Here is a 26,629-nt window from a genome sequence, read left to right as displayed (position 1 = left end):
GCGCCGTTCACCCGCAGGCAGGACGGCGGCCGGCGGCGCGCGCCTGCTGGTACACCGGCATCAGACCGGCGGCACGGGCCTGCAGTTCCGCGATCCGGGCGCGGGGGTCCGGGTGGGTCGACAGCCACTCGGGCGCGCGCGAACCGCTCGCGGCGATCATGTTCTGCCACAGCGCCACGGACTGCTCGGGATTGAAGCCGGCCTCGGCCATCAGGCGCTGGCCGACCACGTCGGCTTCGCTTTCCTGCTGCCGCGAACCCGGCAGGAGGAAGGTGCTCTGCAGCAGCGCGCCGCCGAGCTGGCCGGCCGTCTGCGCGGCGCCGGCGCCGACCCGCGAACCGAGCAGCGCGCCGCCGATGCCGAGCGCGGTCTGCGCGCCCAGCTGGCGGGTGATGCGCTCGTCGTGGTGGTTCGACACGACGTGGCCGATCTCATGGGCGATCACGGTCGCCAGCTGGTCCTGGTTCTGCGCGACGCGGAAGATGCCGGTGTAGATGCCGACCTTGCCGCCGGGCAGGGCGAACGCGTTGGGCTGCTGGTCGACGAACAGGGCCGTCTCCCAGCCGACGCTGCGCTGGGCGGGCGGCAGCTGCGCGACGACGGCATTGACGACGCAGCGCACGTAGCCGGTCTGACGCGCGTCGCTGCTCTGCGGCGTCTTCGCCTTCGCCTCGGCGAAGGCCTGGGCACCGAGCTGGTTGAGCTGCTGCTGCGATACGGCACCGACGTACTGGCGTCGGCCGGTCGGGGAAGTGGTCGTGGCGCAAGCGACAACGGCGGCCGCGATGGCCGTGGCGAGGAGGAGGGCTTTCATGGTCGTTCCCAAAGGCGAGTGGACCGGTTGTAGCGGCCGCCCGATCAACGGGCCGTCAATCTGAACATCGCGCCTGCGGCCGCGGTTCCGTCCCGTTCATGCGCGCGCGGGTCACCCCACACGCGCCAGCCGGAGCTGCGTGGACCGCGCGCGGGGCAGGGCTGCGATCAGACGTCGAGGTTGGCGACCTTGAGCGCGTTGTCCTCGATGAACTCACGGCGCGGTTCGACCACGTCGCCCATCAGCGTGCTGAAGATCTGGTCGGCCGCGACCGCGTCCTCGATCCGCACCTGCAGCAGGCGGCGCGTTTCCGGGTTCACTGTCGTGTCCCACAGCTGCTCGGGGTTCATTTCGCCCAGGCCCTTGAAGCGCTGGATCTGGCGGCCCTTCTTGGCCTCCTCGAGCAGCCACTCCTGGGCCTGCGCGAACCGTGTCACCGGCTGCGCGCGGTTGCCGCGGATGATCTGGCCGCCTTCGCGGATCAGCCCGTGCAGCAGCGACGCGGCTTCGCGCACCGCGCGCAGCTCGCCGCCTTCGAACGCGGACAGCGGCAGCACCTGGGTCAGCTCCTGGCCCATGTGCGTGCGCTTGACCAGCAGCGCGGCCTGGCGCGCTTCGCCGCCGGCGTGGAACTCCAGCGCGTAGCGCGGCTTGCCGAGGCCGGTCTGGTTGAGCCGGGCGGCGAGGGCAGCCAGCTCGTGGTGCTCGTCGGTGTTGGCCGCGAGCGACGCGGCGTCGAGCGGGGTGAAGTCGATCAGCGCCTGCAGCACCTGCGGGTCGTAGCGGTGCGCGTTGCGCGCGATCGCGTCGCGCGCGCCGGCGTAGGCCAGCAGCAGCTTTTCGAGCTGCGCGCCCTCGATCGGCGGCTCGCCGGTGGCCGGCACCAGGCTCGCGCCCTCGACCGCATTCCCGGCCAGGTACGCGTCGAGCGCCGCGTCGTCCTTGAGGTACAGCTCGGTCTTGCCCTGCTTGATCTTGTACAGCGGCGGCAGGCCGATGTAGACGTGGCCGCGCTCGATCAGCTCCGGCATCTGCCGGTAGAAGAACGTCAGCAGCAGCGTGCGGATGTGGCTGCCGTCGACGTCGGCGTCGGTCATCAGGATGATGCGGTGGTAGCGCAGCTTGTCCGGGTTGTACTCGTCCTTGCCGATGCCGGTGCCGAGCGCGGTGATCAGCGTGCCGACCTCGGCCGACGCGAGCATGCGGTCGAAGCGCGCGCGCTCGACGTTGAGGATCTTGCCCTTCAGCGGCAGGATCGCCTGGGTCTTGCGGTTGCGGCCCTGCTTCGCCGAGCCGCCGGCCGAGTCGCCCTCGACGATGAACAGCTCCGACAGCGCCGGGTCCTTTTCCTGGCAGTCGGCGAGCTTGCCGGGCAGGCCGGCAATGTCGAGCGCACCCTTGCGGCGGGTGAGGTCGCGCGCCTTGCGTGCGGCCTCGCGGGCGCGGGCGGCGTCGACGATCTTGCCTGCGATCGCACGGGCCTCCTGCGGGTTTTCCTGCAGGAACTCCTCCAAACGCGCACCGAACGTGTGCTCAACGACCGGCCTCACGTCCGAACTGACCAGCTTTTCCTTGGTCTGCGACGAGAAGCTCGGGTCCGGCACCTTGACCGACAGCACCGCGATCATGCCCTCGCGCATGTCGTCGCCCGACAGCGAGACCTTGGCCTGCTTGGCGATGCCGTTCTGCTCGATGTAGTTCGTCAGCGTGCGCGTCAGCGCGGCGCGGAACCCGATCAGGTGGGTGCCGCCGTCCTTCTGCGGGATGTTGTTGGTGAAGCAGAACATCGTTTCCTGGTAGGCGTCGGTCCACTGCAGGGCGACGTCGACGGTGATGCCGTTCTGCTCGCCGGTCACCGAGATCACGTTCGGATGCAGCGGGGTCTTCAGCTGCGCCAGGTGCTCGACAAACGAGCGGATGCCGCCTTCGTACTCGAACACGTCGCGGCGGCCGTCGCCGCGCTCGTCGGTCAGCGTGATGCGCACGCCCGAATTGAGGAAGCTCAGCTCGCGCAGGCGCTTGGCCAGGATGTCGTAGTGGAACTCGACGTCGCTGAAGATCTCGGCGGCCGGCTTGAAGCGGAGCAGGGTGCCGCGCTTCTCCGACTCGCCGAGCTGCTTGAGCGGGTAGATCGGCTCGCCAAGCGTGTACTCCTGCCGGTAGTGGCCGCCGTCGCGCCAGATGTCGAGCCACAGGTGCTCGCTCAGCGCGTTGACCACCGACACGCCGACGCCGTGCAGGCCGCCGGAAACCTTGTAGCTGTTGTCGTCGAACTTGCCGCCGGCGTGCAGCACGGTGAGGATGACCTCGGCCGCGGAAACGCCTTCTTCCTTGTGGATGTCGACCGGGATGCCACGGCCGTTGTCGGACACCGATACCGAACCGTCGTCGTGCAGGGTCACGTAGATGTCGTTGGCGTGGCCGGCGAGGGCCTCGTCGATCGAGTTGTCGACGACCTCGAACACCATGTGGTGCAGGCCGGTGCCGTCGTGGACGTCGCCGATGTACATGCCCGGGCGCTTGCGGACGGCCTCGAGGCCGCGCAGCACGGTGATCTTGCTGGAATCGTAGGCCGTGTTGGCCGTCGGGACCTCCGCGGACGGCGCGAGCGAGGGATCGAGTTCGACGTGGTCGTTTTCGGGGGTCATTCGGCAGCGGACTCCGGGGACGCGACCCGCAGGACGGGCGCATCGGACGCATTGGCGAGGGGTGCCCGAGTATACCGCGCGGGGCCGTCCCCCGTCCGTTCCGGGGCCCGTGACGGCCCGGCCGGCCCGCTCACTCGGCGGGTTCGAGCGGTCGGATCTGGTCGTGTTCCACGTGGAACCGTGCCACCGCTGCACCCAATCCGGCGAGCGCCGGCGGGGCATCGGTCCCCGTGATCACGACCTGCGCGCCTCCTGCAAGCAGGTGCTCGAGCACGCGGCGCTGGTGCGACCGGTCCAGCTCCGATGCCAGGTCGTCGAGCGCGATCACCGGCCACTCGCCGCGCGCCGCCGCATGGTGTTCGGCCTGGGCGAGCAGGGCGGCCAGCGCCGCGAGCTTGGCCTGGCCGCGCGACAGCGCGTCTCGGCCGGGAATCGTCACGAACCCGATCCGCCAGTCGGCTCGGTGGGGCCCGACCGAGGTGAACCCCGCCGCGAGGTCGCGGTCGCGCGCCAGCAGCAGGGCGTCGAGCAGCGACAGCTCGTCGTGCCGCCAGCCGGGGGCGTAGTCCAGGGTGCGGGCGCCCAACGCCGGAGCCAGCGCGTGGGCGAGGGCAACGAAGCGGGGCGCCAGCGCGTCGAGGTAGCCGGCTCGGTGGCGACTCAGCGGCTCGCCGGCCTCGGCCAACTCGTGGTCCCACGCGTCCAGCTGGGCATCGCGCGCGCGACCCTTCAACAGGGCGTTGCGCTGCTTCAGGGCCCGGGTGTACCGGCGCCACAGCGGCATGAACTCGTGTTCCACGTGGAACAGGCCCCAATCCAGATAGCGGCGTCGCGATTCCCCGCCTCCTGTGATCAGCGCGTGGCTGCCGGGCTCAAAGCTGACGACAGCCAAGGCCGCACAAAGCTCGCCGAGCTGGGCGACCGGTTCGCCGTCCAGGCGGCCGGTCCACGCCTGGCCCGAGTGCCGCAAGCCGGCCTTCCGAAGCCGCGGCGCACCCGCTCCCGACTCCTGCCATTCGACAAACACCTCGAGTTCGCTGGCGCCCGACTGGACCAGGCCGTCGCGGACCCGGCCCCGGAAGCTGCGGCCGTAGGCCATCAGGTGCAGTGCTTCGAGCACGCTGGTCTTGCCGGCGCCGTTGTCCCCGGTAATGAGGTTTAGCCCCGCGGCCGGCGTGAACCGGGCCTCGCGAAAGCGGCGAACGTGGCGGAGGTCGAGTCGGATGACGTGCATGGGGTCCGGAAACGAACACGCCCGGTCGGACCGGGCGTGTTGAAGAAAACCGCTACTGTTCCACGTGGAACAGCGCCGTGTGGTGCAGCCCGCCGGTCAAAGCCGAAGCGGCATCACCACGTGCCGGCAGCGGTCGCTCGACGCCTCGCGGACCAGCGCCGACGAGTTCGCGTCGCGCAGGGCAATTATCACGTGCTCCTCCTTCAGCGCGCTGAGCGCGTCGAGCAGATAGTTCACGTTGAAGCCGATCGCCAGGTCGTCGACCTTGGTGTCGGCCTCGACCTCTTCCTGCGCCTCTTCCTGCTCCGGATTGTGCGCGCTGATCCTCAGCTGGCCCGGCGACACCTCGACGCGCACGCCGCGGTACTTCTCGTTCGACAGGATCGCGGCGCGCTGCAGCGAGGCGCGCAGCGTCTCGCGGTCGATCTTGACCTCGCGGTCGGCGCCGATCGGAATCACCGCCTCGTAGTCCGGGAAGCGCCCGTCGATCAGCTTGCTGGTGAAGGTGACATCGTCGCGCTTGACCCGAAGGTGGCCGCGGCCCATCTCGAGCTCGAGCTCGCGGTCGCCGCCCTCGAGCAGGCGCTGCAGCTCCTGCACGCCCTTGCGCGGCACGATGATCTGGCGCTTGGTCTGGGCGCTGCCTTCGTACGCGGCTTCGCACAGGGCCAGCCGGTGACCGTCGGTCGCCACGCAGCGGAGGCTCGACTCGCGCAGGTCGAACAGCAGGCCGTTGAGGTAGTAGCGCACGTCCTGCTGGGCCATCGCGAACGCGGTGCGTTCGATCAGCTCCTTCAGCGCCGACTCGGGCACGCGCACGCGCTCGGTGGCTTCGACCTCGTCGATCGACGGGAAGTCGTTCGCCGGCAGGCTGGCCAGCGTGAAGCGCGAGCGACCGGCCTGGACGGTGACCTTCTCGGCCGTCTGCGACACGGTCACCTTGCTGCCGTCGGGCAGGGCGCGAACGATCTCGAACAGCTTGCGCGCCGGGATCGTGGTTTCGCCGTCCTGGGCGTCGTCGACGGCGACCCGCGAGATCATCTCGACCTCGAGGTCGGTGCCGGTCAGCGACAGCTGCCCGCCTTGGACCTGCACCAGCAGGTTGGCCAGCACCGGCAGCGTCTGGCGGCGTTCGACGACATTGACGACTTGCCCGAGCGGCTTCAGAAAGACTTCGCGTTGGAGGCTGAAACGCATGCGAACCGGTCCCCTTCCCTATGCTTCAAGATGTGGAATAAATCAAAAGCTTTGTGGCGGTGGAGGGCCGAAAAACCCGGGAAAACTCGCTCAAGCTTTTGATTATTAACGTTTTTATTGCCGTGCAAACCCCGGTACAACCGCCCCGGCAGATCCCGGACAAGCTGTGGACAACTTTACCGCAGCCCCCGCGTCGCCGAACTGTCCACAGCTTGTGCGCCCGGCGCCCACCGGTTGTCGGTGGGGGCCTGTGGACAGCGCACGTTACTCGCTGAGTTTACGGATCAATTTGTCCCAGTCCTCGCGCAGCTTGCCATCGGTCTCCATCAGCGTGCGGATCTGGCGGCAGGCGTGCAGGACGGTGGTGTGGTCGCGGCCGGCGAAGGCGTCGCCGATCTCCGGCAGCGAGTGCTCGGTCAGCTCCTTGGTCAGCGCCATCGCGACCTGGCGCGGGCGCGCCAGCGAGCGGGTGCGGCGCTTGGACAGGAGGTCCTTCATCTGCAGGCCGTAGTAGTCGGCCACGGTCTTCTGGATGTTGGGAATGCCGATCGCCTGCTGCTGCGCGCGCAGCAGGTCGCGCAGGGTCTCCTGGGCGAACTCGACGGTGATCGGGCGGCCGGTGAAGTTGGCCCGCGCGGCCAGCGTGTTCAGCGCCCCCTCGAGGTCGCGCACGTTGCTGCGCATCTTCTTGGCCATCAGGAAGGCGACTTCCTCGGGGATCTGCGCGCCGCGCTCGCGGGCCTTCGACAGCACGATCTGCGCGCGCGTCTCGAAGTCGGGCGGATCGATCGCCACCGACAGGCCCCAGCCCAGCCGCGACTTCAGCCGCGGCTCGAGGCCTTCGACCTCGCGCGGGTAGCGGTCGCAGGTCAGGATGATCTGCTGCTTGCCGTCGAACAGCGCGTTGAAGGTGTGGAAGAACTCCTCCTGCGTGCGGTCCTTGCCGGCGAAGAACTGGATGTCGTCGATCAGCAGCGCGTCGATCTGCTGGAACTGCCGCTTGAACTGGTCGGCGGTCTTTTCCTGCAGCGAGCGGAAGAACGCGTTGTAGAACTCGTTGCTGCGCAGGTACAGGACGCGCGCGCCGGGGTTGATCCGGCGCATCTCGTTGCCGGCGGCGAACATCAGGTGGGTCTTGCCCAGCCCGGTGCCGCCGTACAGCAGCAGCGGGTTGTGGGCGCGGTCGCCGGGCTTCTGCGCGGCCTGCCAGGCCGCGGCGCGGCCGAGCTGGTTGCTGCGGCCCTCGACGAAGTTGTCGAAGCTGTAGTGGCTGTCGAGGTTGCCGTTGAACGGGACGTTCGAGGCCGGGGCGCGCGGGATCGCCGGGGCCGGGTTCGCGGACGCGACCGGCTCGAACTCCCGCGGCGGCGCGGCCGCGCGCGGCATCGACCCGATCTCCAGGCTCACCTCGCCGCTGCCGGCGAAGTGCACGAGCAGCTCGCGGATCCGCGCCAGGTAGCGCTCGCGCACGTGCTCGACGACAAACGCATTGGGCGCGTACAGCACGGTGGCGTCGTCGCGGCGGGTGGCCTGCAGCGGCTTCAGCCAGGTGTGGACGTCCTCGGCCGGCAGTTCGGCTTCAAGGCGTTCGAGGCAGCGGGGCCAGGCATCCATGGGTCGGGCGGGTTCTTCTTGTTCGATGCGTCCGGCCGGCGACGGCGGACGAAAAAGCGGCCCGCCGCGCGATGCACGCATCGCGGCGGACATGGCCAGGTCGTGGCGGGTGGAGGGGGGCAGACTACCACCGCACCGGAGGACCGAACAGGACTTGTCCACAGGCCGTCCGACCGGTAGTCCACAGCGCGCGGCCTGCGCGGACCAAGCCGCGACGGGCATCGGCCATCGCGTGGCGGCACCGCCGGCAGACCCGTCTGCGCCCCGGCGGACGACGCCCCGCTTGCCCCTCGGCCGCGGTCGGGTTGACCCGACCCCGCCGGGCTCGCTAGACTCCGCGGTCTTTTCCGCCGTAAACGCAGACGCCGCCATGGCCACCAAGCGCACCTACCAGCCCAGCAACCTCAAGCGCAAGCGCGACCACGGCTTCCGTGCCCGCATGGCGACGGCCGACGGCCGCAAGATCCTGGCGCGTCGCCGCGCCAAGGGTCGCAAGCGTCTCTGCGCCTAAGCAGTTGACCGCGGCCGCCGCCGGCGGCCGTTCGGCGCCCGCCGGCGTTCGTCCGGCCCGCCCCGCACCACCGATGGTCAGCTTCCGCTTCCCGCGCACCGCGCGGGTGCGAGAGAAATCCGACTTCGACCGCATCTTCGAGCATGGACGGCGCGTGGCGCTGCCCGTGCTCGCGCTGCATTTCCAGCTCGGGCAGGCACCGGCGCGGCTCGGGCTGGCGGTCTCGCGCAAGGTCGATCCGCACGCCGTCGGACGCAACCGCATCAAGCGGATCCTGCGCGATCACTTCCGGCACTGCCGCGACCGGCTCGCGCCGGGCGACTACGTGCTCGTGGCTCGGCCCGAGGCCGCCCGCCGCACGCCGGCGCAGCTGCGCGACGCGTTCGACCAGCTGCTGCGCCGCGCCGGCGCGTTGCCGCTGCCGACGCCCGCCGGCACAATGCCCGCCGATCGCCCGGACGGCGATTGCCCGCCGGGCGCCTCGCCCCCATCCCACTGATCCTGTGCGCCGACCCCCCGCGTCGGCCGAGCCCGCCTGCCGCCCATGAACCAGACCCGTGCCCTCCTGCTCATCGCCTGGCTGATGGTGGCGACCTTCCTGTGGATGGAATGGAACAAGGAGCAGGTCGCCGCGCGCGCACCGGCCGTTGCGTCCGCCGTCACGCCGGGGCCCGCGGCCCCTGGCAGCGCAGGCGTCCCGCTCGCCAGCGGCGTACCCGCGGCCGGCGTGCCGTCGGCGACGCCCGCCACCCCCGGCCTGTCGCCGACGCCGGCGGCCGCCGCGCCGGTCACCGTGACCACCGACGTCCTGCGCGTCGTGCTCGACGGCGGCGAGCTGCGCGAGGCCGACCTGCTGGGCTACCCGAGCACCCGCGATCCGAATAGCCCCCCGGTGCGCCTGCTCGCCCAGGACCCCGCCAACTACTTCGTGGCCCGCAGCGGCTGGGTCGGGCAGGGCGTCGCCGCCCCCGGCGCCGGTGCGTTCCAGCCCGACGGCGTGGCCGGCACCGTGGCGCTGGCCGCAGGCGCCAACGAGCTGAGCGTGCCGTTCACGTGGACCGGCGCCGACGGCGTCACCGTCCGCCGCACCTACACCTTCCGCCGCGGCCAGTACGTGGTCGACGTGCGCGACGAGGTCGTCAACCGCGGCGCCGCGCCGTGGTCGGCGTACGTCAGCCGCGAGCTGACGCGCGTGCCGCGCGCGCTGGTCAGCGGCGGCCCGATGAGCGCCGAGCAGTACAGCTTTCAGGGCGCGGCGTGGTTCAGCAGCGAGGAGAAGTACGCCAAGCGTCCGTACGACGACTTCGTCGACGACGGCCCGCTCGACCAGCAGGTCACCGGCGGCTGGATCGGCATGCTGCAGCACCACTTCTTCGCCAGCTGGATCCCGCAGGCCGACCAGGCCGCGCTGTTCACCCTGCGCCAGGCCGACGGCCGCTACACGATCGAGGCCCGCGGCCCGGCGTTCACCGTCGCGCCGGGCACCCAGGCGACGACCCAGGCGCGCCTGTGGGTCGGGCCGAAGCTGGTCAAGCAGATCGAGGCCGAGAACGTGCCGGGGCTCGAGCGCGCGGTCGACTTCAGCAGCTACGACCTGTTCGCCACGCTGGCCGGCTGGCTGTTCTGGGTGCTCGAGAAGATCCACGCGCTCGTGGGCAACTGGGGCTGGGCGATCGTCGGCCTCGTGGTGCTGCTGAAGATCGCGCTGTACCCGCTGTCGGCCGCGCAGTACAAGTCGATGGCGAAGATGCGCAAGTTCCAGCCGCGCATCAAGCAGCTGCAGGAGCGCTACGGCGACGACCGCCAGAAGCTGCAGATGGCGATGATGGAGCTGTACAAGAAGGAGAAGATCAACCCGGTCGGCGGCTGCCTGCCGATCCTGCTGCAGATGCCGGTGTTCCTGGCGCTGTACTGGATGCTGTCGGAGTCGGTCGAACTGCGCCACGCGCCGTGGATCGGCTGGATCCAGGACCTGACCGCGCGCGATCCGTTCTTCGTGCTGCCGGTGCTCAACATCGCGGTGATGTGGTTTGCCCAGAAGCTCAACCCGACCACCGGCATGGACCCGATGCAGGCCAAGATGCTGCAGTTCATGCCGCTGGTGTTCGGCGTGATGTTCGCGTTCTTCCCGGCCGGCCTGGTGCTGTACTGGGTCACCAACGGCGCGATCGGCCTGCTGCAGCAGTGGTGGATGATCCGCCGCTACAGCGAGGAGCCGGTCAAGGTCTGACCGCATCGCGCACGCAACGAAGAGCCCGCCACCCGGCGGGCTTTTTCGTTGCGGCAGCGGAAGCGCCGTTGCGTGCGTGAGAAACTGGCGGCGATGAACGAACGCGATGCCCTGCCGCCCGACCGCGACACGATCGTCGCGATCGCCACCGCGCCCGGCGCCGGCGGCGTCGGCATCGTGCGGCTGTCAGGCCCGCGCGCGCACGCGATCGGCGAGGCCGTGTGTGCGCGTGCGCTCGCCTCGCGGCGCGCGCACTACGCGCGCTTCGGCGACGGCGACGGCGGCACGCTCGACGACGGCATCGCGCTGTACTTCGCCGCGCCGGCCAGCTTCACCGGCGAGGACGTGGTCGAACTGCAGGCGCACGGCGGCCCGGCCGTGCTGCAGGCGCTGGTCGCGCGCTGCGTCGCACTCGGCGCCCGCCGCGCGCGCCCCGGCGAGTTCAGCGAGCGCGCCTTCCTCGAAGGCAAGCTCGACCTCGCCCAGGCCGAGGCGATCGCCGACTTGATCGCCGCCGGCGATGCGCGCGCGGCGCGGGCGGCGCGGCGCGCGCTCGACGGCGCGTTCTCCGATCGCGTCGACGCCCTCGCCGACGCGCTGCTGGCGATCCGTATCCACGTCGAGGCGGCGATCGATTTCGCCGACGAGCCGCTCGAGACCCTCGGCGGGGCGCAGCTGCGCGTCCGTCTCGACGACGCGACGCGCGACCTCGATGCGCTGCTGCACGCCGCCGAGCGCGGCCGCCGCCTGCGTGACGGCCTGCATGCGGTGCTGGTCGGCCCGCCGAACGCCGGCAAGAGTTCGCTGCTCAACGCGCTGGCCGGGCGCGAACGCGCGATCGTCACCGACATCGCCGGCACCACGCGCGACCTGCTGCACGAGACGGTGCGCATCGACGGCGTCGAGCTGACGCTCGTCGACACCGCCGGCCTGCGCGACGGCGGCGACGCGATCGAGCGCGAGGGCATGCGCCGCGCGCAGGCCGAACTGGGTCGCGCCGACCTCGCCATCGCGATCGTCGACGCGCGCGATCCGGCGGCCGGCCGGGCCGCGGTGGCCGACGCGGTCGCGGGCGTGCCCACGGTGCTGTGGGTGCACAACAAGTCCGACCTGGTCGTCGCGACGCCGGGCGCCGAGCCAGACCGTGTCGACGTGTCGGCGCGCACCGGTGCCGGACTGGACGCGCTGCACGCACGGCTGCACGCGCTGGCGCACGCGGACGTCGGCGCCGAAGGAAGCGGCGAGTTCACTGCGCGCGCGCGCCACGTCGAGGCGCTCGCCGCGACGGCGGCGCTGCTGGCCGAGGCGCGCGCGCAGCTCGACCACGACGCGCTCGACCTCGCGGCCGAGGCGCTGCGCCGCGCGCACGATGCGCTCGGCACGATCACCGGCCACGTCGGCGCCGACGACCTGCTCGGCCACATCTTCGCCAGCTTCTGCATCGGCAAGTAGCGACGCCGGTCGCCGCGTGGCCGCGACCGGCCGCACGCGCGTTCAGCCGCACCGGCTTGACAAACCCCCGCGGCAGCGGCCTCACTACGCGCGTGCGGGAACGTCGCCGCACTACAGGGGAGAGTGTTACCAATGATTCTGAATTCGAACGCCCGGCCGGGGAGCCGGGTCGCCACCGTGGCCCGCATTGCGCTGGTCCTCGCCCTCGGCGCGGCCGTCGCCGCGTGCGGCAAGGACGAGCCGGCACCGACCGCGGCCACCGCGCCGGCCGCCGCCACGCCCGCCGTGACCGCCGAGACCGCCGTCTCGGCGAAGGTCGCCGGCATGAGCGTCGACCAGCTCCGCGAGGCGGCCCGCACGGCGTACGCCGAGAACCGCCTGTACGCGCCGGCCGAGAACAACGCCGTCGAGTACTACCTCGCGCTGCGCGACAAGCAGCCCGGCGACGCCGCCGTGGCCAGCGCGCTGACCGACCTGCTGCCGATGACCGTCATCGCGATCGAGCAGAGCGTCAACCGCGAGGACTTCACCGAAGCCCAGCGCCTGGCCGCGCTGCTCGAGAAAGCCGATGCGCAGCATCCGGCGCTCGCCCGCTTGGAGACCAGCATCACCGCGCAGCAGCAGGCCGTCGCCGCGCGCGCCGCGCAGCAGACGCTGACCGCCGAGGAAGAGGCCAAGCGCCAGGCCGACCTCGAGAAGAAGCGGCTCGAAGACCAGAAGCGTCAGCAGGACGAGGCCGCGCGCCAGCTGGCCGCGAGCCAGACCAGCGAGCGCCAGCAGGCCGCCGCCCGCCAGGCCGCCGAGCGCGAGGCAGCCGAACGCCAGGCCGCCGAGCAGCGCGCCGCCGAGCAGCGGGCCGCCGAGCAGCGGGCCGCCGCGGCGACCACCGCCGCCGCCGCGCCAGCCGCTAGCGAGCTGCGCGCGCTGTCGACGCCGGCCCCCCGCTATCCGCCGGAGGCGCTGCGCGCGAACCAGTCGGGCGAGGTGCAGGTCGAGTTCACCGTCGGCACCGACGGCTCGGTCACCGCCGCCCGCGTGGTCCGCGCCAATCCGCCGCGCGTGTTCGACCGCGAGGCAGTCAACGCGGTGCGCCGCTGGCGCTTCCAGCCGGTCGCCGCGCCGGTCACCACGCGCCGCACGATCGGCTTCAACCCGGGCGGCTGATCGCCCGCGCGGTTGGCGTCATCGGGAGCCCGGCATCGCCGGGCTCTCTTTATTTCAGCTGTCGAGTTCCGGGAAGTCAAAGCGCGCGCTCAGCCGCGCCCCGGCAGCGGCAGCGAGTTCGCCGCCGGGCGGGCCAGCAGCCACACGCCGGCCAGCACCACCGCGGTGCCGAGCACCTGCACCGGCGTGATCGGCTCGCCGAGCAGCCAGCCGCCGAGGAACAGCAGCGACACCGGGCCGAGCGCCGACAGCTGCGCGGTCTGCCCGGCGCCGAGCCGCGCCACCGCGCCCATCGTGAAGGTGACCGGCAGGAACGTGCAGAACACCGCGTTGGCCAGCGCCAGCACGTACACCGGCGCCGGCAGCGACAGCAGCGGGGCGACGTCGCGCAGCGCGAGGTAGTGCACCGCGGTCGCCGCGGTCGACACCACCATCGCGTAGGCCACCAGCCGCAGCGGCCCGAGCCGCGCGATCATCTGCCCGGACAGCGCCAGGTACAGCGCGTAGCTGACCGCGGCCATCAGCACCAGCGCGCTGCCGAAGCCGATGTGAGGCCCGTCCAGCCGCAGGTTCTCGACGAACACCAGCGCGACGCCGGCGTAGCTGACCGCCAGCGCGGTCCACTCGCGCCGCGCGACCCGGCGGCCGAACGCCACCAGCCCGATCAGCAGCACGAAGGTCGGGTTGAGGAACAGGATCAGCCGCTCCAGCGAGACCGGCACGTACTGCAGCCCCCAGAAGTCGAGCAGGCTCGACAGGTAGTAGCCCAGCACGCCGAGCACCAGCAGCAGGCCGGCGTCGCGGCGCGACAGCGGCGCGCGGCCCGGATCCCGCCGGGCCTCGCGCACGCCCAGCGCGACGAACAGCGGCAGCGAGAACGCCATCCGCAGCGCCATCACGTCGAGCGCGTCCAGCCCGTACCGGAACTGGTACTTGGCGAGGATCGCTTTGGCCGAGAACAGCACCGCGCCGGTCGCGGCGAGCAGCAGTCCGAGGCGCCGTGCGGAGGGGTCGGGCAGCATGCAGGCGGCGGATCCGTTGCGGGGCCCGCGATGGTAGCCGCGCCGCACCGCCAGCACCCGGGCGGGTGACCTCCCGCGGGGGTGCTTGCGCGCCGGCGCCGCGGCGTGAACCATTCATCGACGGCGCCTATCGCGTATTCAGGAAACCGCGCCCTTTCTGTTAACGTGCCAGCGGCGTTTGCGATGCGTCCACGGGCCGGGCCCGCATTGCGCCACCGGGGACCGATGACCACCACCACGACCAGCGCGGGGACCGTCCTCGTCGTCGACGACCAGTCGGCGAACCTGCGCGTCATTGCGATGCTGCTGACCCGCCAGGGTTACGAAGTGATCACCGCGTCCGGCGGCGAGGAAGCGATCGCCCGCTACAACGAGCGCGCGCCGGACCTGGTGCTGCTCGACATGATGATGCCGGGGCAGGACGGGTTCGAAGTGCTGCAGGCGCTGCGCGAGCAGCCGGTGCCGCTGCGCGCGCCGGTGGTGTTCGTCACCGCCGCGCACGACCGCGACCTGCTGCTGCGCGCGTTCGAGGCCGGCGCGGTCGACTACGTCACCAAGCCGTTCCTGCCCGAGGAGCTGATCGCGCGCGTCAATGCGCACGTCGGCCTGAAGCTGACGCGCGACCGGCTCGAGCGCGTCGCGCGCGAGCGCGAGGAGCTGGTCAACCTGGTCGCGCACGACCTCAAGAATCCGCTCACCAGCGTGCTGTTCGCCAGCGACGTGCTGCGCACCGACAGCTGCAAGCCAGAACGCGTGCCGCGCTACCTGGAGATGATCTACGAGAGCGCCAACGACGCGATCGGCTACATCCGCCACTACCTCGAGGCGCAGGCCGGCCGCACCCGGCTCGAGGCCGCCGAGGCCAGCGTCAACGACACGCTGGACTGGCTGCTGGCCCGCTACGAGATGCAGCTCGAGGCGCGCGGGATCGCCGTCGAGGTGGTGCATGCGCCCGCCCACGCGCGGGTCGCGATCGACGAGCGGGTGCTGCGCCAGGTCAGCGAGAACCTCGTCACCAACGCGATGAAGTACGCGCCAGGCGCGCCGCTGCTGCTGGCCGGCCGCCAGAGCGCGCCGGGCTACTGGCAGCTGGTCGTCGCCGACCGCGGTCCGGGCATTCCGAAGGCGCGCGAGCGCGAGCTGTTCAAGCCGTTCGTGCGCCTGCACGAGGGCGACGCCGAGGAAGCGCTGTCGAGCGGGCTCGGCCTGTCGCTGGCGCGCCGGATCATCGACAACGCCGGCGGCCAGCTGTGGCACGAGGCGCGCAAGCATGGCGGCGCGCGCTTCATCGTCGAGCTGCCGGAACCGCCGCGCGCGGCGTGATCGGGGCGCAACCCCGACGCGCCTGCCGGCGCCGTCCGCGACCGACTCCTCCGGACGAAAAACGCCGCGTCCCGGCGATCGCGTGATCGCGGGGCGCGGCGTCCTGATGGCCGCCTGCGGTGCGCAGTTACTCGGCGGTCGCGCGGGTCGTGCGCGAGGTCCGCTTGCGGGCGGTGGTCTTGCGCGGCGCGGTGCGGCCGTTGCCGGCGCGGGCATCGACGCGGCGCGCGCTGCCGTTGATGCTGCCGTCGGCGTTCTCGCCGGCTTCGGCGCGCTTGGCGCGGCGGTGCGCCGCGTACCACAGCAGGCCGGCGCCGGCGGCGGCGGCGGCGACCATCACCGGGTTGCGGCGTGCCACCGCGGTCGCCACGCGCACGCCGCCGCGCAGCGCTCCGAGCTTGGCGCCGGTCTCGAGCCACTTGCCGGCGCTCGGCACCACGTGGCGCAGGTTGTCGCCCATGCTGGACGCCAGTTCCAGCGCTCGCTCGGGAAGATCGGTCAGCTTGCTCATGTCGGGTCCACGGGTGGGGTCGGAAGGCCCGCAGTGTCGGTGCGGCGCCGTTGAAGCAGCGTGAGCGGTTGCCCGCCCGCAGCTGAATGCCGATCATGCGGCAGCGGCCGCGTCGCGGCCGCGCCTGCCGGGAATGACGATGATCCGCCTGCTGCCCAACGTGCTCAACGCCGCCGACCTGCAGGCCGTGCGCGAGCTGCTGCCGCAGGTCGGGTTCGCCGACGGCCGCGCGACCAACCCCGACTCGCGGATCAAGCAGAACCTGCAGGCGCCGCAGGAGGACCCGGCCAACCAGCGCATCGCCCAGATCGCGCGCGACGCGCTGGTGCGCCACCCCGACCTGCGCACCTACGCGCAGCCGCGCAACATGGCGCGCACGACGGTCGTGCGCTACGAGCCGGGCATGACCTACGGCTGGCACGTCGACGAGGCGCTGTTCCCGTCGACGCCGCCGATGCGCAGCGACCTGTCGTGCACGATCTTCCTCAACCCGCCGGGCGACTACGACGGCGGCGAACTGACGATGCAGCTCGGTGAGCAGGAGCTGGCGTACAAGCTCGAACCCGGCAGCGCGCTGCTGTACCCGTCGACGACGATCCACCGCGTCGCCCCGGTCACGCGCGGCGTGCGCATCGCGGCGATCACCTGGCTGCAGAGCTGGATCGCCGACGCGCAGCAGCGCGAACTGCTCGTGCAGCTGGCCGAGGCGCGCGCGCGCACCAACCTCAACGACGAGCGCCTGCAGGTGCTGCTCGAGTCGCTGCGCACCAACCTGTTCCGGATGTGGGCCGACACCTGAGCGCGCACCGCTGACGGCCGCGCGGCGGAGTGTCGTTCGTCGCCGAGCGACTGCTCGCCGCGGGCCTCAGCCGGCGTCGCCGTCCAGCACCGCCGCGGCCACGTCGGGGTGGCGCGCGAGGAACTCCGCCACCCAGCGTTCGCCTTCCTCGACCTGCGGCGCGTGCCGCTGCAGCGACAGCGCGAGGTCGTGGGCGCGGTCGTCGCGCCCGTAGCCGTGGTCCTGCGCCTTGGCATAGCGGCCCCACGCCGGCGCCGCGACCGCGGCGTCGACGCCGTCGACGGGCAGCGACAGGTGCGAGGCGACGCGCGCGAGCACGTCGCGCGGCGAGTCCAGCAGCGCATCGAAATCCACGCGCAGCATGCGGTCGCCCAGCGCGCCGGTGGCCAGCCGCGCGAAGCGCAGCCGCTCGGCAACCCAGCCCATCGCGCACTGCTGGGGCAGCGACAGCGCGTGCAGCCGCAGGCCGTCGCCGACGCCGGCGTCCATCAGCGACGCCAGCCGTTCGGGCGCAGCCACGGCGGCGTCCAGCGTGGCTGCCGGCGACTTCAGCAGCGCGGCGAGGTACGGCCGCAGGGCGACGTCGAGCAGCACCGCCCGCATCCCCGGCTGCGCGTCGAGGAGCGGCGCGGCCAGCGCGTTGCAGCTGCTGGTGGCCTTGATGACGGTCCGCGTCGCCGGCGGCAGCGGTCGCGACCACGCGCGCCACAGCGCCTGCAGCGCGCCGTCGAGTTCGTCCGCCGACAGCCGCGCCAGCGCACCGTGGCGCGTCGGCCAGGCCTCGGCCACCGTGCGCAGCGGCAGCGGCTCGCGCAGCGCCTGCACGCCGGGCCACGCCTCCAGCAGCCGGCTCAGCAGGGTCGAACCGCAGTGGCCGATGTGGAACACGCCGTCGGCGCTGGGCGCGTCCCCGGCCGCGAACGCGTCGAGCGCCTCCAGCGGCAGCCAGCCGCCGGCGTCGTCGGCGCCGATCGCGCGTTCGTCGAGGAACGCCGCCTCGCGCCGCCGCGCCGCGTCCAGGCGCAGCCACAGCACGCGGCGGCCGACCGGGTCGAGCTTGAACGGCAGGAACGACGGATCGGTCAGCGGCGACATGCGGGATCGGTGGGCGGATCAGCGCGCAGTGTAGGCGACGGGCCCGCGCCACACGGGTCGCGACGATACGGGCTATGCGGACGAAAGCCGGTGCGCGGCCCCGTGTCGGATCCATTGCATCCGGACATCGCCATCAAACGCCAGGTCAGGTACCGCGCGGCTTCGCGCGGTGCGTCGCGGTCGCGCTCCACGGATCGTCGGGCCACGGGTGCTTCGGGTAGCGGCCCTTCATTTCCTTCTTCACTTCCGGGTACGTGCGGTCCCAGAAGCCCTTGAGGTCGCGGGTGATCTGCAGCGGCTTGCCGCCGGGCGACAGCAGGTGCAGCGTCAGCGGCACGCGGCCGTCGGCGATGCGCGGCGTGTCGGCCAGGCCGAACAGCTCCTGCAGCTTGACCGCGAGCACCGGCGCGGTCGGCGTGCCGTCGTGCTCGAGTCCGTATTCGATCCGCCGCTCCATTCCGGACGGCACCGTGATGCGCGTCGGCGCGAGCGCGTCGATGCGCTGGCGCGCGGCCCAGTCGACGCGATTGCGCAGCGCCTCGGCGAGTTCGTGCTCGTCGAGCGCGTCGAGCCGGGTCTTCCCGGCGAACGCCGGGCGCAGCCAGTCGTCGAGCGTGGCCAGCAGCGCGTCGTCGCGCAGGTCGGGCAGGCCGAGCTCGGGCAGCCACGCGTGCAGCGCGACCACGCGCGCGCGCCACTGCCGCGCCGACTCGCTCCACGGCAGCGCGTCGAGGCCCAACGTGCGCACCGCGTCGGTCAGCGCGCGCGCCGCGTGCGCCGGGTCGACGCGGCCGGCCGGGCGTGCGTCGAGGACGATCGCGTCGAAGCGCTGCACGCGCTCGGCGACCAGTGCGCGGCGCGCCTCGTCCCAGCGCACCGCGTCTTCCTCGACGAAGCGCGCCGGGAACTCGCGGCGCAGCCGCGCCTCGTCGAGCGGCGCGGCGCGCAGCAGCAGCGCGTCGCCGCGCGTGTCGAAGCGCAGCTCGGTCGCGACCAGCCACGACTCGCCGAACACTGCGCTGTCGTCGAACAGCTTGGCCATCCGGCCGTTGGCCAGCGCGTAGCGGCGTGGGTCGCTGCGGTGCTGGCGCGCGATGCGATCCGGAAACGCGTGCAGCAGCAGGTCGCCGAGCGCGTGCGGCGGCGCGGCGGACGGCGGTGCCGCGTCGACGCGCAGCCGCCGGCGCCACTGCTTCGCGGCCTGGTCGATCGCGGCGAGCGCGCTGCGCGACGCATCCGGTCCGACCCGGCCCGCGCGGAACGCGGCGAGCGCCTGCCAGCGTGCGGCCAACGCATCGCTGCGGCCGCTGCCGCCTCGCGCCAGCAGCGGATCGCGCGCTTCGAGCAGCGCGGCGAGGTCGCAGGCGAGCGCGCGCTCTTCCGGTGCGCTCGGCGCGAGCAGCATCGCCGCCAGCCGCGGATGGGTGCCGAGCGCGAGCACGCGGCGGCCGAACGGCGTGATCGTGCGCTCGCCGCCCGGCCCGCTGTCGAGCGCGCCGAGCCGCTGCAGCAGGTCGCGCGCGGCGGCCATCGCGCCGGCCGGCGGCGGGTCGACGAAGCGCAGCGCGTCGCTGCCCCACGCCGCGAGCTCGAGCGCCAGCGCCGACAGCTCGACCTGCGCGATCTCCGGCCGCCGCTGCGGCTCGAGCCGCTGCGACTCGGGCCACAGCCGGTACGCCCAGCCGTCGGCCACGCGGCCGGCGCGGCCGGCGCGCTGGTCGGCCGACGCCTGCGCGATCGCGACCACGTCGAGCCGGGCGAAGCCGGAGTTCGGGTCGAAGCGCGGTTCGCGCGCCAGACCGCTGTCGACGACCACGCGCACGCCGGGCAGGGTCACGCTCGACTCGGCCACGTTGGTGGCCAGCACCACGCGCCGCCGGCCGTCGTCGCTGGGCTGCAGCACGCGCGACTGCTGTTCGACCGGCAGCTCGCCGTGCAGCGCCAGCACCTCGACGCCGCGCAGCGCATCGCTGGTCGCGAGCGCCGCGTCGACGCGCGCGATCTCGCGCTGTCCGGGCAGGAACACCAGCACGTCGCCGGGGTGCGCGGCGACGGCGTGCTCGATCGCGCGCCGCGCCTGGTGCTCGAGCGCCTCGTCGCGGCGCGCCGGGAAGTGCGAGACCGCGACCGGGAAGCTGCGGCCGGCGCTCGACAGCCGCGGCGCGTCGAGGAACTGCGCCAGCCGCGCGCCGTCGAGCGTGGCCGACATCACCACGATGCGCAGGTCCTCGCGCAGTCCGGCCTGCACGTCCAGCGCCAGCGCCAGGCCGAGATCGGCGGCGAGGTGGCGCTCGTGGAACTCGTCGAACAGCAGCGCGCCGACGCCTTCCAGCAGCGGATCGTCCTGCAGCATCCGGGTCAGGATGCCTTCGGTGACGACCTCGATCCGCGTGCGCGCCGACACGCGGCTCTCGAAGCGGATCCGGTAGCCGACGGTGTCGCCGACGTCCTCACCGCGCTGGCGCGCCATGAACGTCGCCGCCGCGCGCGCGGCGACGCGGCGCGGCTCGAGCATCACGATCCGCCGGCCGGCCAGCCACGGCGCATCGAGCAGCGCCGGCGGCACCTGGGTGGTCTTGCCGGCGCCGGGCGGCGCCTCCAGCACCAGCCGCGGGTGCGCGGCCAGCGAGGCGCGGACGTCCGGCAGCAGCGCGTCGATCGGGAAGGCGGGGCGATTCACCGCGCAAGGATACGGGCTGCCGCGCGCGCGCCGCCGCGGTGGCGCGGCACGCGCCGGCTAAAATGCACCGATGGAACTGATCGACATTGGCGCCAATCGCGCCGCGAGCACCCCGACGCGCGACGCGGCTGGAACGCGCCGCAGCGCGCTGCGAACGCCGGCCATCCTCGACCTTGCTGGAGCCGGCCCGTGCAGCTGATCGACATCGGCGCCAACCTCACCCACGAATCGTTCGACGCCGACCGCGACGCGGTGCTGGCGCGCGCGCGCGACGCCGGCGTCGTGCAGATGGTGATCACCGGCGCCAGCCGCGCGCACAACCCGCAGGCGCTGGCGCTGGCCCGCGCGCACCCGGGGGTGTTGTTCGCGACCGCCGGCGTGCATCCGCACCACGCGGCCGAGTACACCGCCGAGTGCGACGCCGAACTGCGCGCGCTGCACGCCCATCCGGAAGTCGTCGCCGTCGGCGAGTGCGGGCTCGACTACTTCCGCGACTTCTCGCCGCGCCCGGCGCAGCGGCGCGCGTTCGAGCAGCAGCTGCAGCTCGCCTCGGAACTTGCCGTCAACGGCGTGCGCAAGCCGCTGTTCCTGCACCAGCGCGACGCGCACGACGACTTCGTCGCGATGATGGCCAACTTCGACGGCCGGCTCGGCCCGGCGGTCGTGCACTGCTTCACCGGCACGCGCGAAGAACTGTTCGCGTGCCTGGACCGCGACTGGTACATCGGCATCACCGGCTGGCTGTGCGACGAGCGCCGCGGCCAGCACCTGCGCGAGCTGGTCCGCCATATCCCGGCCAACCGGCTGATGATCGAGACCGACGCGCCGTACCTGCTGCCGCGCACGGTCAGGCCGGCGCCGAGCCACCGCCGCAACGAGCCGATGTACCTGGCGCACATCGTCGAGGAGCTCGCCCGCGACCGCGGCGAGGACGTCGCCACGACCGCTGCCCACAGCACCGCCGCGGCGCGGACGTTCTTCGGGCTGCCGGCCCGGTGAAACCGGCGTTAAGCCAATACTGAACCGGCAAGTACACTAGCGGCCCCCATCCAGCGGAGCGCCGCGTGGCCGCGACGATCCTTGCCTCCGACGCGCCCCGTGCGCACGCCCCCGTCCGATTCCTTGCGCTCGTGCTCGCTTGCGCGCTGCTTGCCGCCTGCGGCGGCGACGAACCCGCCGCCGACGGCGATGCCGCGGCGGCCGTGTCGGCGATGGCGGTGACCACCGTGCGCGCGCAGACCCGCGAGGTCGCGCGCACGATCACGGTGTCCGGCCCGGTCGCCGCGGTCGAGGAGATGCAGCTCGGCGTCGAGCTGTCCGGCCAGCGCGTGACCTCGCTCGACGTCGACGTCGGCGAGACCGTGCGCCGCGGCCAGGTGCTGCTGACCCTCGACCACCGCCTGCTCGACGCCGACCTCGCCCAGGCCAACGCCGCGCTGCGCGAGGCCGAGGCCAGCGCGGCGCTGGCGCGCAGCAACCTCGCGCGCGCCGAGCGCCTGGCGCAGGGCCAGTTCGTCAGCGCGTCGCAGGTCGACGAGCTGCGCGCCGCGCGCACCCAGGCCGACGCCCGCGTCGGCACCGCGCGCGCGTCGCGCGATGCGGTCGCGCTGCGCCGCAGCTTCGCCGAGCTGCGCGCGCCGGCCGACGGCATCATCAGCCGCCGGCTGGTGCAGCCGGGCCAGGTCGTCGCCGCCGGCAGCGAGCTGCTGCGGCTGATCAAGGACGGCCGGCTCGAGTGGCGGGCCGAACTGGCGGCCGAGCAGCTGGCCGCGGTGTCGCCCGGCGACGTGATCGCGCTGACCGCGCGCGACGGCACCACCGTCGACGGCCGCGTGCGCGCGGTGACGCCGGGCGTCGACAGCGCCACGCGGACCGGCACCGTCTACGCCGACTTGCCGCAGCCGGGCGCACTGCAGCCGGGCACCTACCTCGAAGGCCGGATCAGCACCGGCCGCGGCCCCGCCACGGTGCTGCCGGCCGCGGCGGTGGTGCTGCGCGACGGCTTCGCGACCGTGTTCACGGTGGAGGCGAACAACACGGTCAAGCAGCGGCGGATCGTCGCCGGCAGCCGCGACGGCGACCAGGTCGTGGTCGCCAGCGGGCTGCCGGCCGGCGCGCGCGTCGTCGTCGACGGGGCCGGCTTCCTCGCCGACGGCGACGCGGTCCGCGTGGTCGAGGCCACCGCGGCGACGCCGGCGCGCCCGGCCGCCGACGCGGCGCCCGCGCGATGAGCGGCGGCGGCTCGCTGTCGACGTGGGGCATCCGCAACCCGGTGCCCGCGGTGATGCTGTTCTTCGTGCTGTGCGTCGCCGGCCTGTGGGGCTTCCGCGAGCTGCCGGTCGCGCGCTTCCCGGACGTCGCGTTCCCGATGACGACGGTGACGATCACCCAGCCGGGCGCGTCGCCGTCGCAGCTGGAGACCGAGGTCACGCGCCGGGTCGAGGACTCTGTCGCCACGCTCGACAACGTAAAGCGCGTGACCTCGACCGTGGTCGAGGGCGCCAGCACCACCGCGATCGAGTTCCACCTCGACAGCGACCTGATGGTCGCGCTCAACGACACGAAGGACGCGGTCACCCGGATCCGGATGGACCTGCCGCAGGACATCCAGGAGCCGATCATTTCGAAGGTCGAGATCGGCGGCTCGCTGCTGACCTACGCGGTCAGCGCGCCGGGCCTGCGCGACGACGAGCTGTCGTGGTTCGTCGACCGCCACGTGACCCGCGCGCTGTATGGCGTCGACGGCGTCGCCGCGGTCAATCGCATCGGCGGCGTCGACCGCCAGGTGCGCGTCGACCTCGACCCGCAGGCGCTGCAGGCGCACGGCGTCACCGCCGGCGAGGTCAACCAGCAGCTGGCGCAGACCCAGGTCGAGCGGCCGGGCGGCAAGGCCGAGCTGCAGGGCGGCCAGCAGACGATCCGCACGATCGCCACCGTGACCGACGCGCCGTCGCTGCGCGACTTCAGCATCGCGCTGCCGAACGGCCAGAGCGTGCGGCTGTCGGCGCTGGCGACCGTCACCGACGGCGCCGCCGACCCGAGCCAGCTGGCGCTGCTCGACGGCACGCCGGTGGTCGGGTTCTCGCTGGCGCGCACCCGCGGCGCCGACGAGCTGAAGGTGCGCGATGCGGTCAAGGACGCGCTCGACACGCTGCGCGCCGCGCACCCGGGCACCGAGTTCCGGCTGGTCACCGACATGTCGGAGGAGACCGAGCGCTCGTACGACTCGTCGATGCTGATGCTGGTCGAGGGCGCGCTGTTGGCGCTGGTGGTGGTGTGGTGGTTCCTGCGCGACTGGCGCGCGACGTGGGTGTCGGCGATCGCGCTGCCGCTGTCGATCATCCCGACGTTCGCGGTGATCCACTGGCTCGGCTTCTCGCTGAACATGATCACGCTGCTGGCGCTGAGCGTCGTCGTCGGCATCCTCGTCGACGATGCGATCGTCGAGATCGAGAACATCGTCCGCCACCTCGGCATGGGCAAGGAGCCGATCGACGCGGCGCGCGACGCGGCCGACGAGATCGGCACCGCGGTGATCGCGACGTCGGTGACGCTGGCCGCGGTGTTCGTGCCGGTGGCGTTCATGCCCGGCATCGCCGGCAAGTTCTTCCGCGAGTTCGGCTGGACCGCGGCGACCGCGGTGCTCTTCTCGCTGCTGGTCGCGCGCCTGCTGACGCCGATGATGGCCGCGTACCTGCTGAAGCCGCACGGCGAGACGCCGAAGGACAGCGCGCTGATGACCCGCTACCTGCGCTGGGTCGACGCCGCGCTGCGCCACCGCTGGCGCACGCTCGGGCTCGCGACCGCGCTGTTCTTCGCCTCGCTCGCGCTGATCCCGTTCATCCCGACGACGTTCATCCCGGTCACCGACCAGGGCCGCAGCATGCTGTCGCTCGAGCTCCCGCCGGGCGCGGCGATCGAGCAGACCGCACGCGTGGCCGAGCGCGCGCGCGCGCAGCTCGAGGCGATCCCCGAGCTCGAGCAGGTGTTCACCCAGATCGGCAGCGTCCCGGACCTCGGCGACCCGAGCAAGACCGGCTCCGGCGACGCGCGCAAGGCGGTGCTGACGCTCGACTGGGGGGCGGCCGACGACCGGTCGCGCAGCCAGCGCGAGCTCGAGCAGGCCGCGCGCGCGGCGCTGGCCGACCTGCCCGGCGTGCGCACCAGCTTCATCAGCAGCGAACCGGGCGAGCAGCTGCAGCTGGTGCTGGCCGGCGACGACCCGGCCACGCTCAACGCCGCCGCCAGCGCGGTCGAGCGCGACCTGCGCCGGCTGCCGGGCCTCGGCAGCGTGTCGTCGTCGGCGTCGCTGCTGCGGCCGGAGCTGCAGATCCTGCCCGACGCCGCGCGCGCCGCGGACCTGGGGGTGTCGACGGCGACCATCGCCGAGGCCGCGCGCATCGCCACCGCCGGCGACTACACCCAGCGCATGGCCAAGCTCAACCTGCCGGACCGGCAGATCCCGATCCGCGTCGGCCTCGACCGCGACGCGCTGCGCGACCCGGCGACCGTCGCCGGGCTGCGCGTGCCGGGCAAGGCCGGGCCGGTGCCGCTGACCGCGGTCGCCGACGTGCGCGAAGGCAGCGGGCCGTCGGTGATCAGCCGCTACAAGCGCCAGCGCAACGTGACCCTGACCGCCGAGCTCAACGGCCGCCCGCTCGGCGAGGTGATGGCCGAAGTCGAGAAGCTGCCGTCGGTGACCGGCGTGCCCGCCGGCGTGTCGTTCATCAACACCGGCGACGCGGAGATCTTCGTCGAGCTGTTCACCGGCTTCCTGCTGGCGATGGCGGCCGGCATCGCGTGCATCTACATGGTGCTGCTGCTGCTGTTCAAGCACCCGATGCAGCCGCTGACGATCCTGACCGCGATCCCGCTGTGCGCCGGCGGCGCGTTCGGCGCGCTGCTGATCACCCAGAACATGCTGTCGCTGCCGGCGCTGATCGGCCTGCTGATGCTGATCGGCATCGCGACCAAGAACTCGATCCTGCTGGTCGACTACGCGGTCATGGCCGAGGACCAGCACGGCATGAGCCAGCACGACGCACTGGTGGACGCGTGCCACAAGCGCGCGCGGCCGGTGATCATGACCACGATCGCGATGGGCGCCGGCATGCTGCCGCTGGCGCTGGGCTTCTCCGGCGACAGCAGCTTCCGCGCGCCGATGGCGTGGGCCGTGATCGGCGGGCTGATCACCTCGACCGCGCTGAGCCTGATCGTGATCCCGGCCGCGTACACCGTGCTGCACGACCTCGGCGACTGGTTCGCCGCGAAGTGGTCGCGCCGGCCCGCACACGCGCGCTGACGCGCCGCGCGGGCCGGGGCCGCCGCGCGATCAGCCGGCGGCGTCGCGGCGCGCGGCCGGCGCGGCGTAGACGTCGATGCGCACGTGGGTGGCGCCGCTCCAGCACTCGTCGCGGCCGGCGCGGCGGATGTGGCGCTGCGCGTCCTCGGCGCTGGCCACCGCCTGAGCGCCGGCCGGCGCGGCGTCGCGCGCGGGGTAGCTGCGCGTGCCGACGATCACCGTCGGGCCGTGCAGCGCGGTGCGCAGCTCGCCGGCGGTCGGCCAGTTCGGGTGGGCGCAGCTGACGACGGTCGAGCGCGTCGGCTCGGGCGCGGCGGCGGCTGCGGACAGCGGCGCCAGCGCGGACAGCAGGGACAGGGCGATCAGCATCGGCTTCATGGGGGAGGCTCCGGCGATGGGGCCGCGAACCGTTCGCGGCGTGCGACGAGTAGGCGGCCGTCGCGCCCGCGGGCGCATGCGCCGTCGGTCGGCGTGACTTTCGACGCGGTGCCGCCGGTCACGAGGACATCCGGCACGGGGCACGCGTGGTGCGCGTCGCGGTGCGCGTGGCTCAGCGCAGGGCGCGTTCGATCCGGGCGAGCGCCTGCATCGGCGCGCCGGCGGCGGGCGGGCGGCGCTCGAGCACTAGGCCGACCTGCTCGATGCCGCTGCGCTGGCAGGCCCGCGAGACGGTGACCATCAGCCGCTGGCGCGCGGCGTAGACCTGGCCGAAGTTGTGCTGGCCGGTCCATTCGCCGATCTCGCGCTGGCTCGGCAGCGCGCGGTCGTCGCAGTCGACGAGGTAGTGCATGGCGCGGGCTTCGACCGCGGGCAGGGTGGTGCCGGGCTCCTGCGCGGCGGCGGGCGAGGCGGCGGCGAGCAGCACGACGGCGAGGGGGGCGAGGGTGCGCATGGCGTTCTCCGGCGGGGTGGCGGACGCAGCGGTCCGGTGCCGCCACCGTGCGCCGCGCCGCGCCCGAGGTCTTGAGGGGCTTCGCAGGCCGCGCTGAGGGTTCGCTGCGGAAGCTTGGGGAAAGCTTGGGGCCGCCCGCCG

22 protein-coding genes are annotated in these 26,629 nt (G+C 72.9%); 11 read left to right on the top strand and 11 right to left on the bottom strand.

The genetic code is table 11. The features are described from left to right. Positions 1-7: 7 nt before the first annotated feature. The 5 genes from D3A60_RS00920 to dnaA form a co-directional block, all read right to left on the bottom strand. On the bottom strand, positions 8-814 hold the full coding sequence (locus D3A60_RS00920; RefSeq protein WP_119716845.1) for a M48 family metallopeptidase: 807 nt from the start codon (positions 812-814) through the stop codon (positions 8-10). Positions 815-981: 167 nt separating this feature from the next. Then, positions 982-3,462 carry a DNA topoisomerase (ATP-hydrolyzing) subunit B gene (gene gyrB / locus D3A60_RS00915; RefSeq protein WP_119716844.1) on the bottom strand — a complete coding sequence of 827 codons (2,481 nt, stop codon included), beginning with the start codon at positions 3,460-3,462 and terminating at the stop codon, positions 982-984. 130 nt (positions 3,463-3,592) lie between these two features. Further along, the gene (recF, locus tag D3A60_RS00910; RefSeq protein WP_119716843.1) at positions 3,593-4,696 is read right to left on the bottom strand and encodes a DNA replication/repair protein RecF; all 1,104 of its coding nucleotides are present in this window, start codon (positions 4,694-4,696) and stop codon (positions 3,593-3,595) included. Between the two features lie 96 nt (positions 4,697-4,792). After that, on the bottom strand, positions 4,793-5,893 hold the full coding sequence (gene dnaN, locus D3A60_RS00905; protein WP_119716842.1) for a DNA polymerase III subunit beta: 1,101 nt from the start codon (positions 5,891-5,893) through the stop codon (positions 4,793-4,795). 264 nt (positions 5,894-6,157) lie between these two features. Continuing rightward, the gene (gene dnaA, locus D3A60_RS00900; protein WP_119716841.1) at positions 6,158-7,507 is read right to left on the bottom strand and encodes a chromosomal replication initiator protein DnaA; all 1,350 of its coding nucleotides are present in this window, start codon (positions 7,505-7,507) and stop codon (positions 6,158-6,160) included. A gap of 370 nt (positions 7,508-7,877) precedes the next feature. Here dnaA and rpmH point away from each other — a divergent pair, with 370 nt between their 5' ends. From rpmH to D3A60_RS00875, 5 genes are all read left to right on the top strand, one after another. After that, a complete protein-coding gene (gene rpmH, locus D3A60_RS00895) occupies positions 7,878-8,018 on the top strand; it encodes a 50S ribosomal protein L34 (RefSeq protein WP_031374044.1) in 141 nt (46 codons plus the stop codon). A 73-nt stretch (positions 8,019-8,091) separates the two neighbouring features. Continuing rightward, on the top strand, positions 8,092-8,517 hold the full coding sequence (rnpA, locus tag D3A60_RS00890) for a ribonuclease P protein component (protein WP_119716840.1): 426 nt from the start codon (positions 8,092-8,094) through the stop codon (positions 8,515-8,517). A gap of 45 nt (positions 8,518-8,562) precedes the next feature. Beyond that, a complete protein-coding gene (gene yidC / locus D3A60_RS00885) occupies positions 8,563-10,248 on the top strand; it encodes a membrane protein insertase YidC (RefSeq protein ID WP_119716839.1) in 1,686 nt (561 codons plus the stop codon). A 111-nt stretch (positions 10,249-10,359) separates the two neighbouring features. Beyond that, positions 10,360-11,700, top strand: coding sequence for a tRNA uridine-5-carboxymethylaminomethyl(34) synthesis GTPase MnmE (gene mnmE / locus D3A60_RS00880; protein ID WP_407062753.1), 1,341 nt, complete (start codon positions 10,360-10,362; stop codon positions 11,698-11,700). Between the two features lie 132 nt (positions 11,701-11,832). Beyond that, positions 11,833-12,864: an energy transducer TonB gene (locus D3A60_RS00875; RefSeq protein WP_119716837.1), complete on the top strand. Its 1,032-nt coding sequence runs from the start codon at positions 11,833-11,835 to the stop codon at positions 12,862-12,864. An 89-nt stretch (positions 12,865-12,953) separates the two neighbouring features. On the opposite strand, the gene D3A60_RS00870 is transcribed toward D3A60_RS00875, so the two are convergent. Beyond that, the gene (locus D3A60_RS00870) at positions 12,954-13,886 is read right to left on the bottom strand and encodes a DMT family transporter (RefSeq protein WP_119716836.1); all 933 of its coding nucleotides are present in this window, start codon (positions 13,884-13,886) and stop codon (positions 12,954-12,956) included. Positions 13,887-14,111: 225 nt separating this feature from the next. Here D3A60_RS00870 and D3A60_RS00865 point away from each other — a divergent pair, with 225 nt between their 5' ends. Beyond that, a complete protein-coding gene (locus D3A60_RS00865; RefSeq protein ID WP_196778603.1) occupies positions 14,112-15,209 on the top strand; it encodes a hybrid sensor histidine kinase/response regulator in 1,098 nt (365 codons plus the stop codon). A gap of 127 nt (positions 15,210-15,336) precedes the next feature. On the opposite strand, the gene D3A60_RS00860 is transcribed toward D3A60_RS00865, so the two are convergent. Then, complete coding sequence (locus tag D3A60_RS00860) at positions 15,337-15,720, bottom strand: hypothetical protein (RefSeq protein ID WP_231120349.1); 384 nt, start codon at positions 15,718-15,720, stop codon at positions 15,337-15,339. A 133-nt stretch (positions 15,721-15,853) separates the two neighbouring features. Here D3A60_RS00860 and D3A60_RS00855 point away from each other — a divergent pair, with 133 nt between their 5' ends. Further along, positions 15,854-16,519, top strand: a complete 666-nt coding sequence (locus D3A60_RS00855; protein WP_119716834.1) for a Fe2+-dependent dioxygenase — start codon at positions 15,854-15,856, stop codon at positions 16,517-16,519. Positions 16,520-16,585: 66 nt separating this feature from the next. On the opposite strand, the gene D3A60_RS00850 is transcribed toward D3A60_RS00855, so the two are convergent. Both D3A60_RS00850 and hrpB read right to left on the bottom strand, forming a co-directional pair. Next, positions 16,586-17,614 (bottom strand): hypothetical protein, encoded by a 1,029-nt coding sequence (locus tag D3A60_RS00850; protein ID WP_119716833.1) that lies wholly within the window; start codon positions 17,612-17,614, stop codon positions 16,586-16,588. Between the two features lie 145 nt (positions 17,615-17,759). Next, a complete protein-coding gene (hrpB, locus tag D3A60_RS00845; RefSeq protein WP_119716832.1) occupies positions 17,760-20,294 on the bottom strand; it encodes an ATP-dependent helicase HrpB in 2,535 nt (844 codons plus the stop codon). 70 nt (positions 20,295-20,364) lie between these two features. Here hrpB and D3A60_RS14750 point away from each other — a divergent pair, with 70 nt between their 5' ends. From D3A60_RS14750 to D3A60_RS00830, 4 genes are all read left to right on the top strand, one after another. After that, a complete protein-coding gene (locus D3A60_RS14750; protein ID WP_269203654.1) occupies positions 20,365-20,493 on the top strand; it encodes a hypothetical protein in 129 nt (42 codons plus the stop codon). After that, complete coding sequence (locus tag D3A60_RS00840) at positions 20,484-21,293, top strand: TatD family hydrolase (RefSeq protein WP_119716831.1); 810 nt, start codon at positions 20,484-20,486, stop codon at positions 21,291-21,293. The genes D3A60_RS14750 and D3A60_RS00840 overlap by 10 nt, the downstream gene beginning before the upstream one ends. Before the next feature lie 65 nt (positions 21,294-21,358). After that, positions 21,359-22,525, top strand: coding sequence for an efflux RND transporter periplasmic adaptor subunit (locus tag D3A60_RS00835; RefSeq protein ID WP_231120348.1), 1,167 nt, complete (start codon positions 21,359-21,361; stop codon positions 22,523-22,525). Then, complete coding sequence (locus tag D3A60_RS00830; RefSeq protein WP_119716830.1) at positions 22,522-25,596, top strand: efflux RND transporter permease subunit; 3,075 nt, start codon at positions 22,522-22,524, stop codon at positions 25,594-25,596. Before D3A60_RS00835 ends, D3A60_RS00830 begins: the two co-directional genes overlap by 4 nt. A gap of 30 nt (positions 25,597-25,626) precedes the next feature. On the opposite strand, the gene D3A60_RS00825 is transcribed toward D3A60_RS00830, so the two are convergent. Together D3A60_RS00825 and D3A60_RS00820 are read right to left on the bottom strand one after the other, a co-directional pair. After that, the gene (locus D3A60_RS00825; RefSeq protein WP_119716829.1) at positions 25,627-25,974 is read right to left on the bottom strand and encodes a hypothetical protein; all 348 of its coding nucleotides are present in this window, start codon (positions 25,972-25,974) and stop codon (positions 25,627-25,629) included. Between the two features lie 172 nt (positions 25,975-26,146). After that, complete coding sequence (locus D3A60_RS00820) at positions 26,147-26,488, bottom strand: hypothetical protein (protein WP_119716828.1); 342 nt, start codon at positions 26,486-26,488, stop codon at positions 26,147-26,149. Positions 26,489-26,629: the final 141 nt, after the last annotated feature.

Source organism: Cognatilysobacter tabacisoli, from assembly GCF_003586305.1.
In the GTDB taxonomy this organism is placed as follows: Bacteria; Pseudomonadota; Gammaproteobacteria; order Xanthomonadales; family Xanthomonadaceae; genus Cognatilysobacter_A; species Cognatilysobacter_A tabacisoli.
The sequence above is the reverse complement of the archived record's forward strand: the minus strand, read 5'-3'. Positions and strand labels throughout refer to the sequence as shown.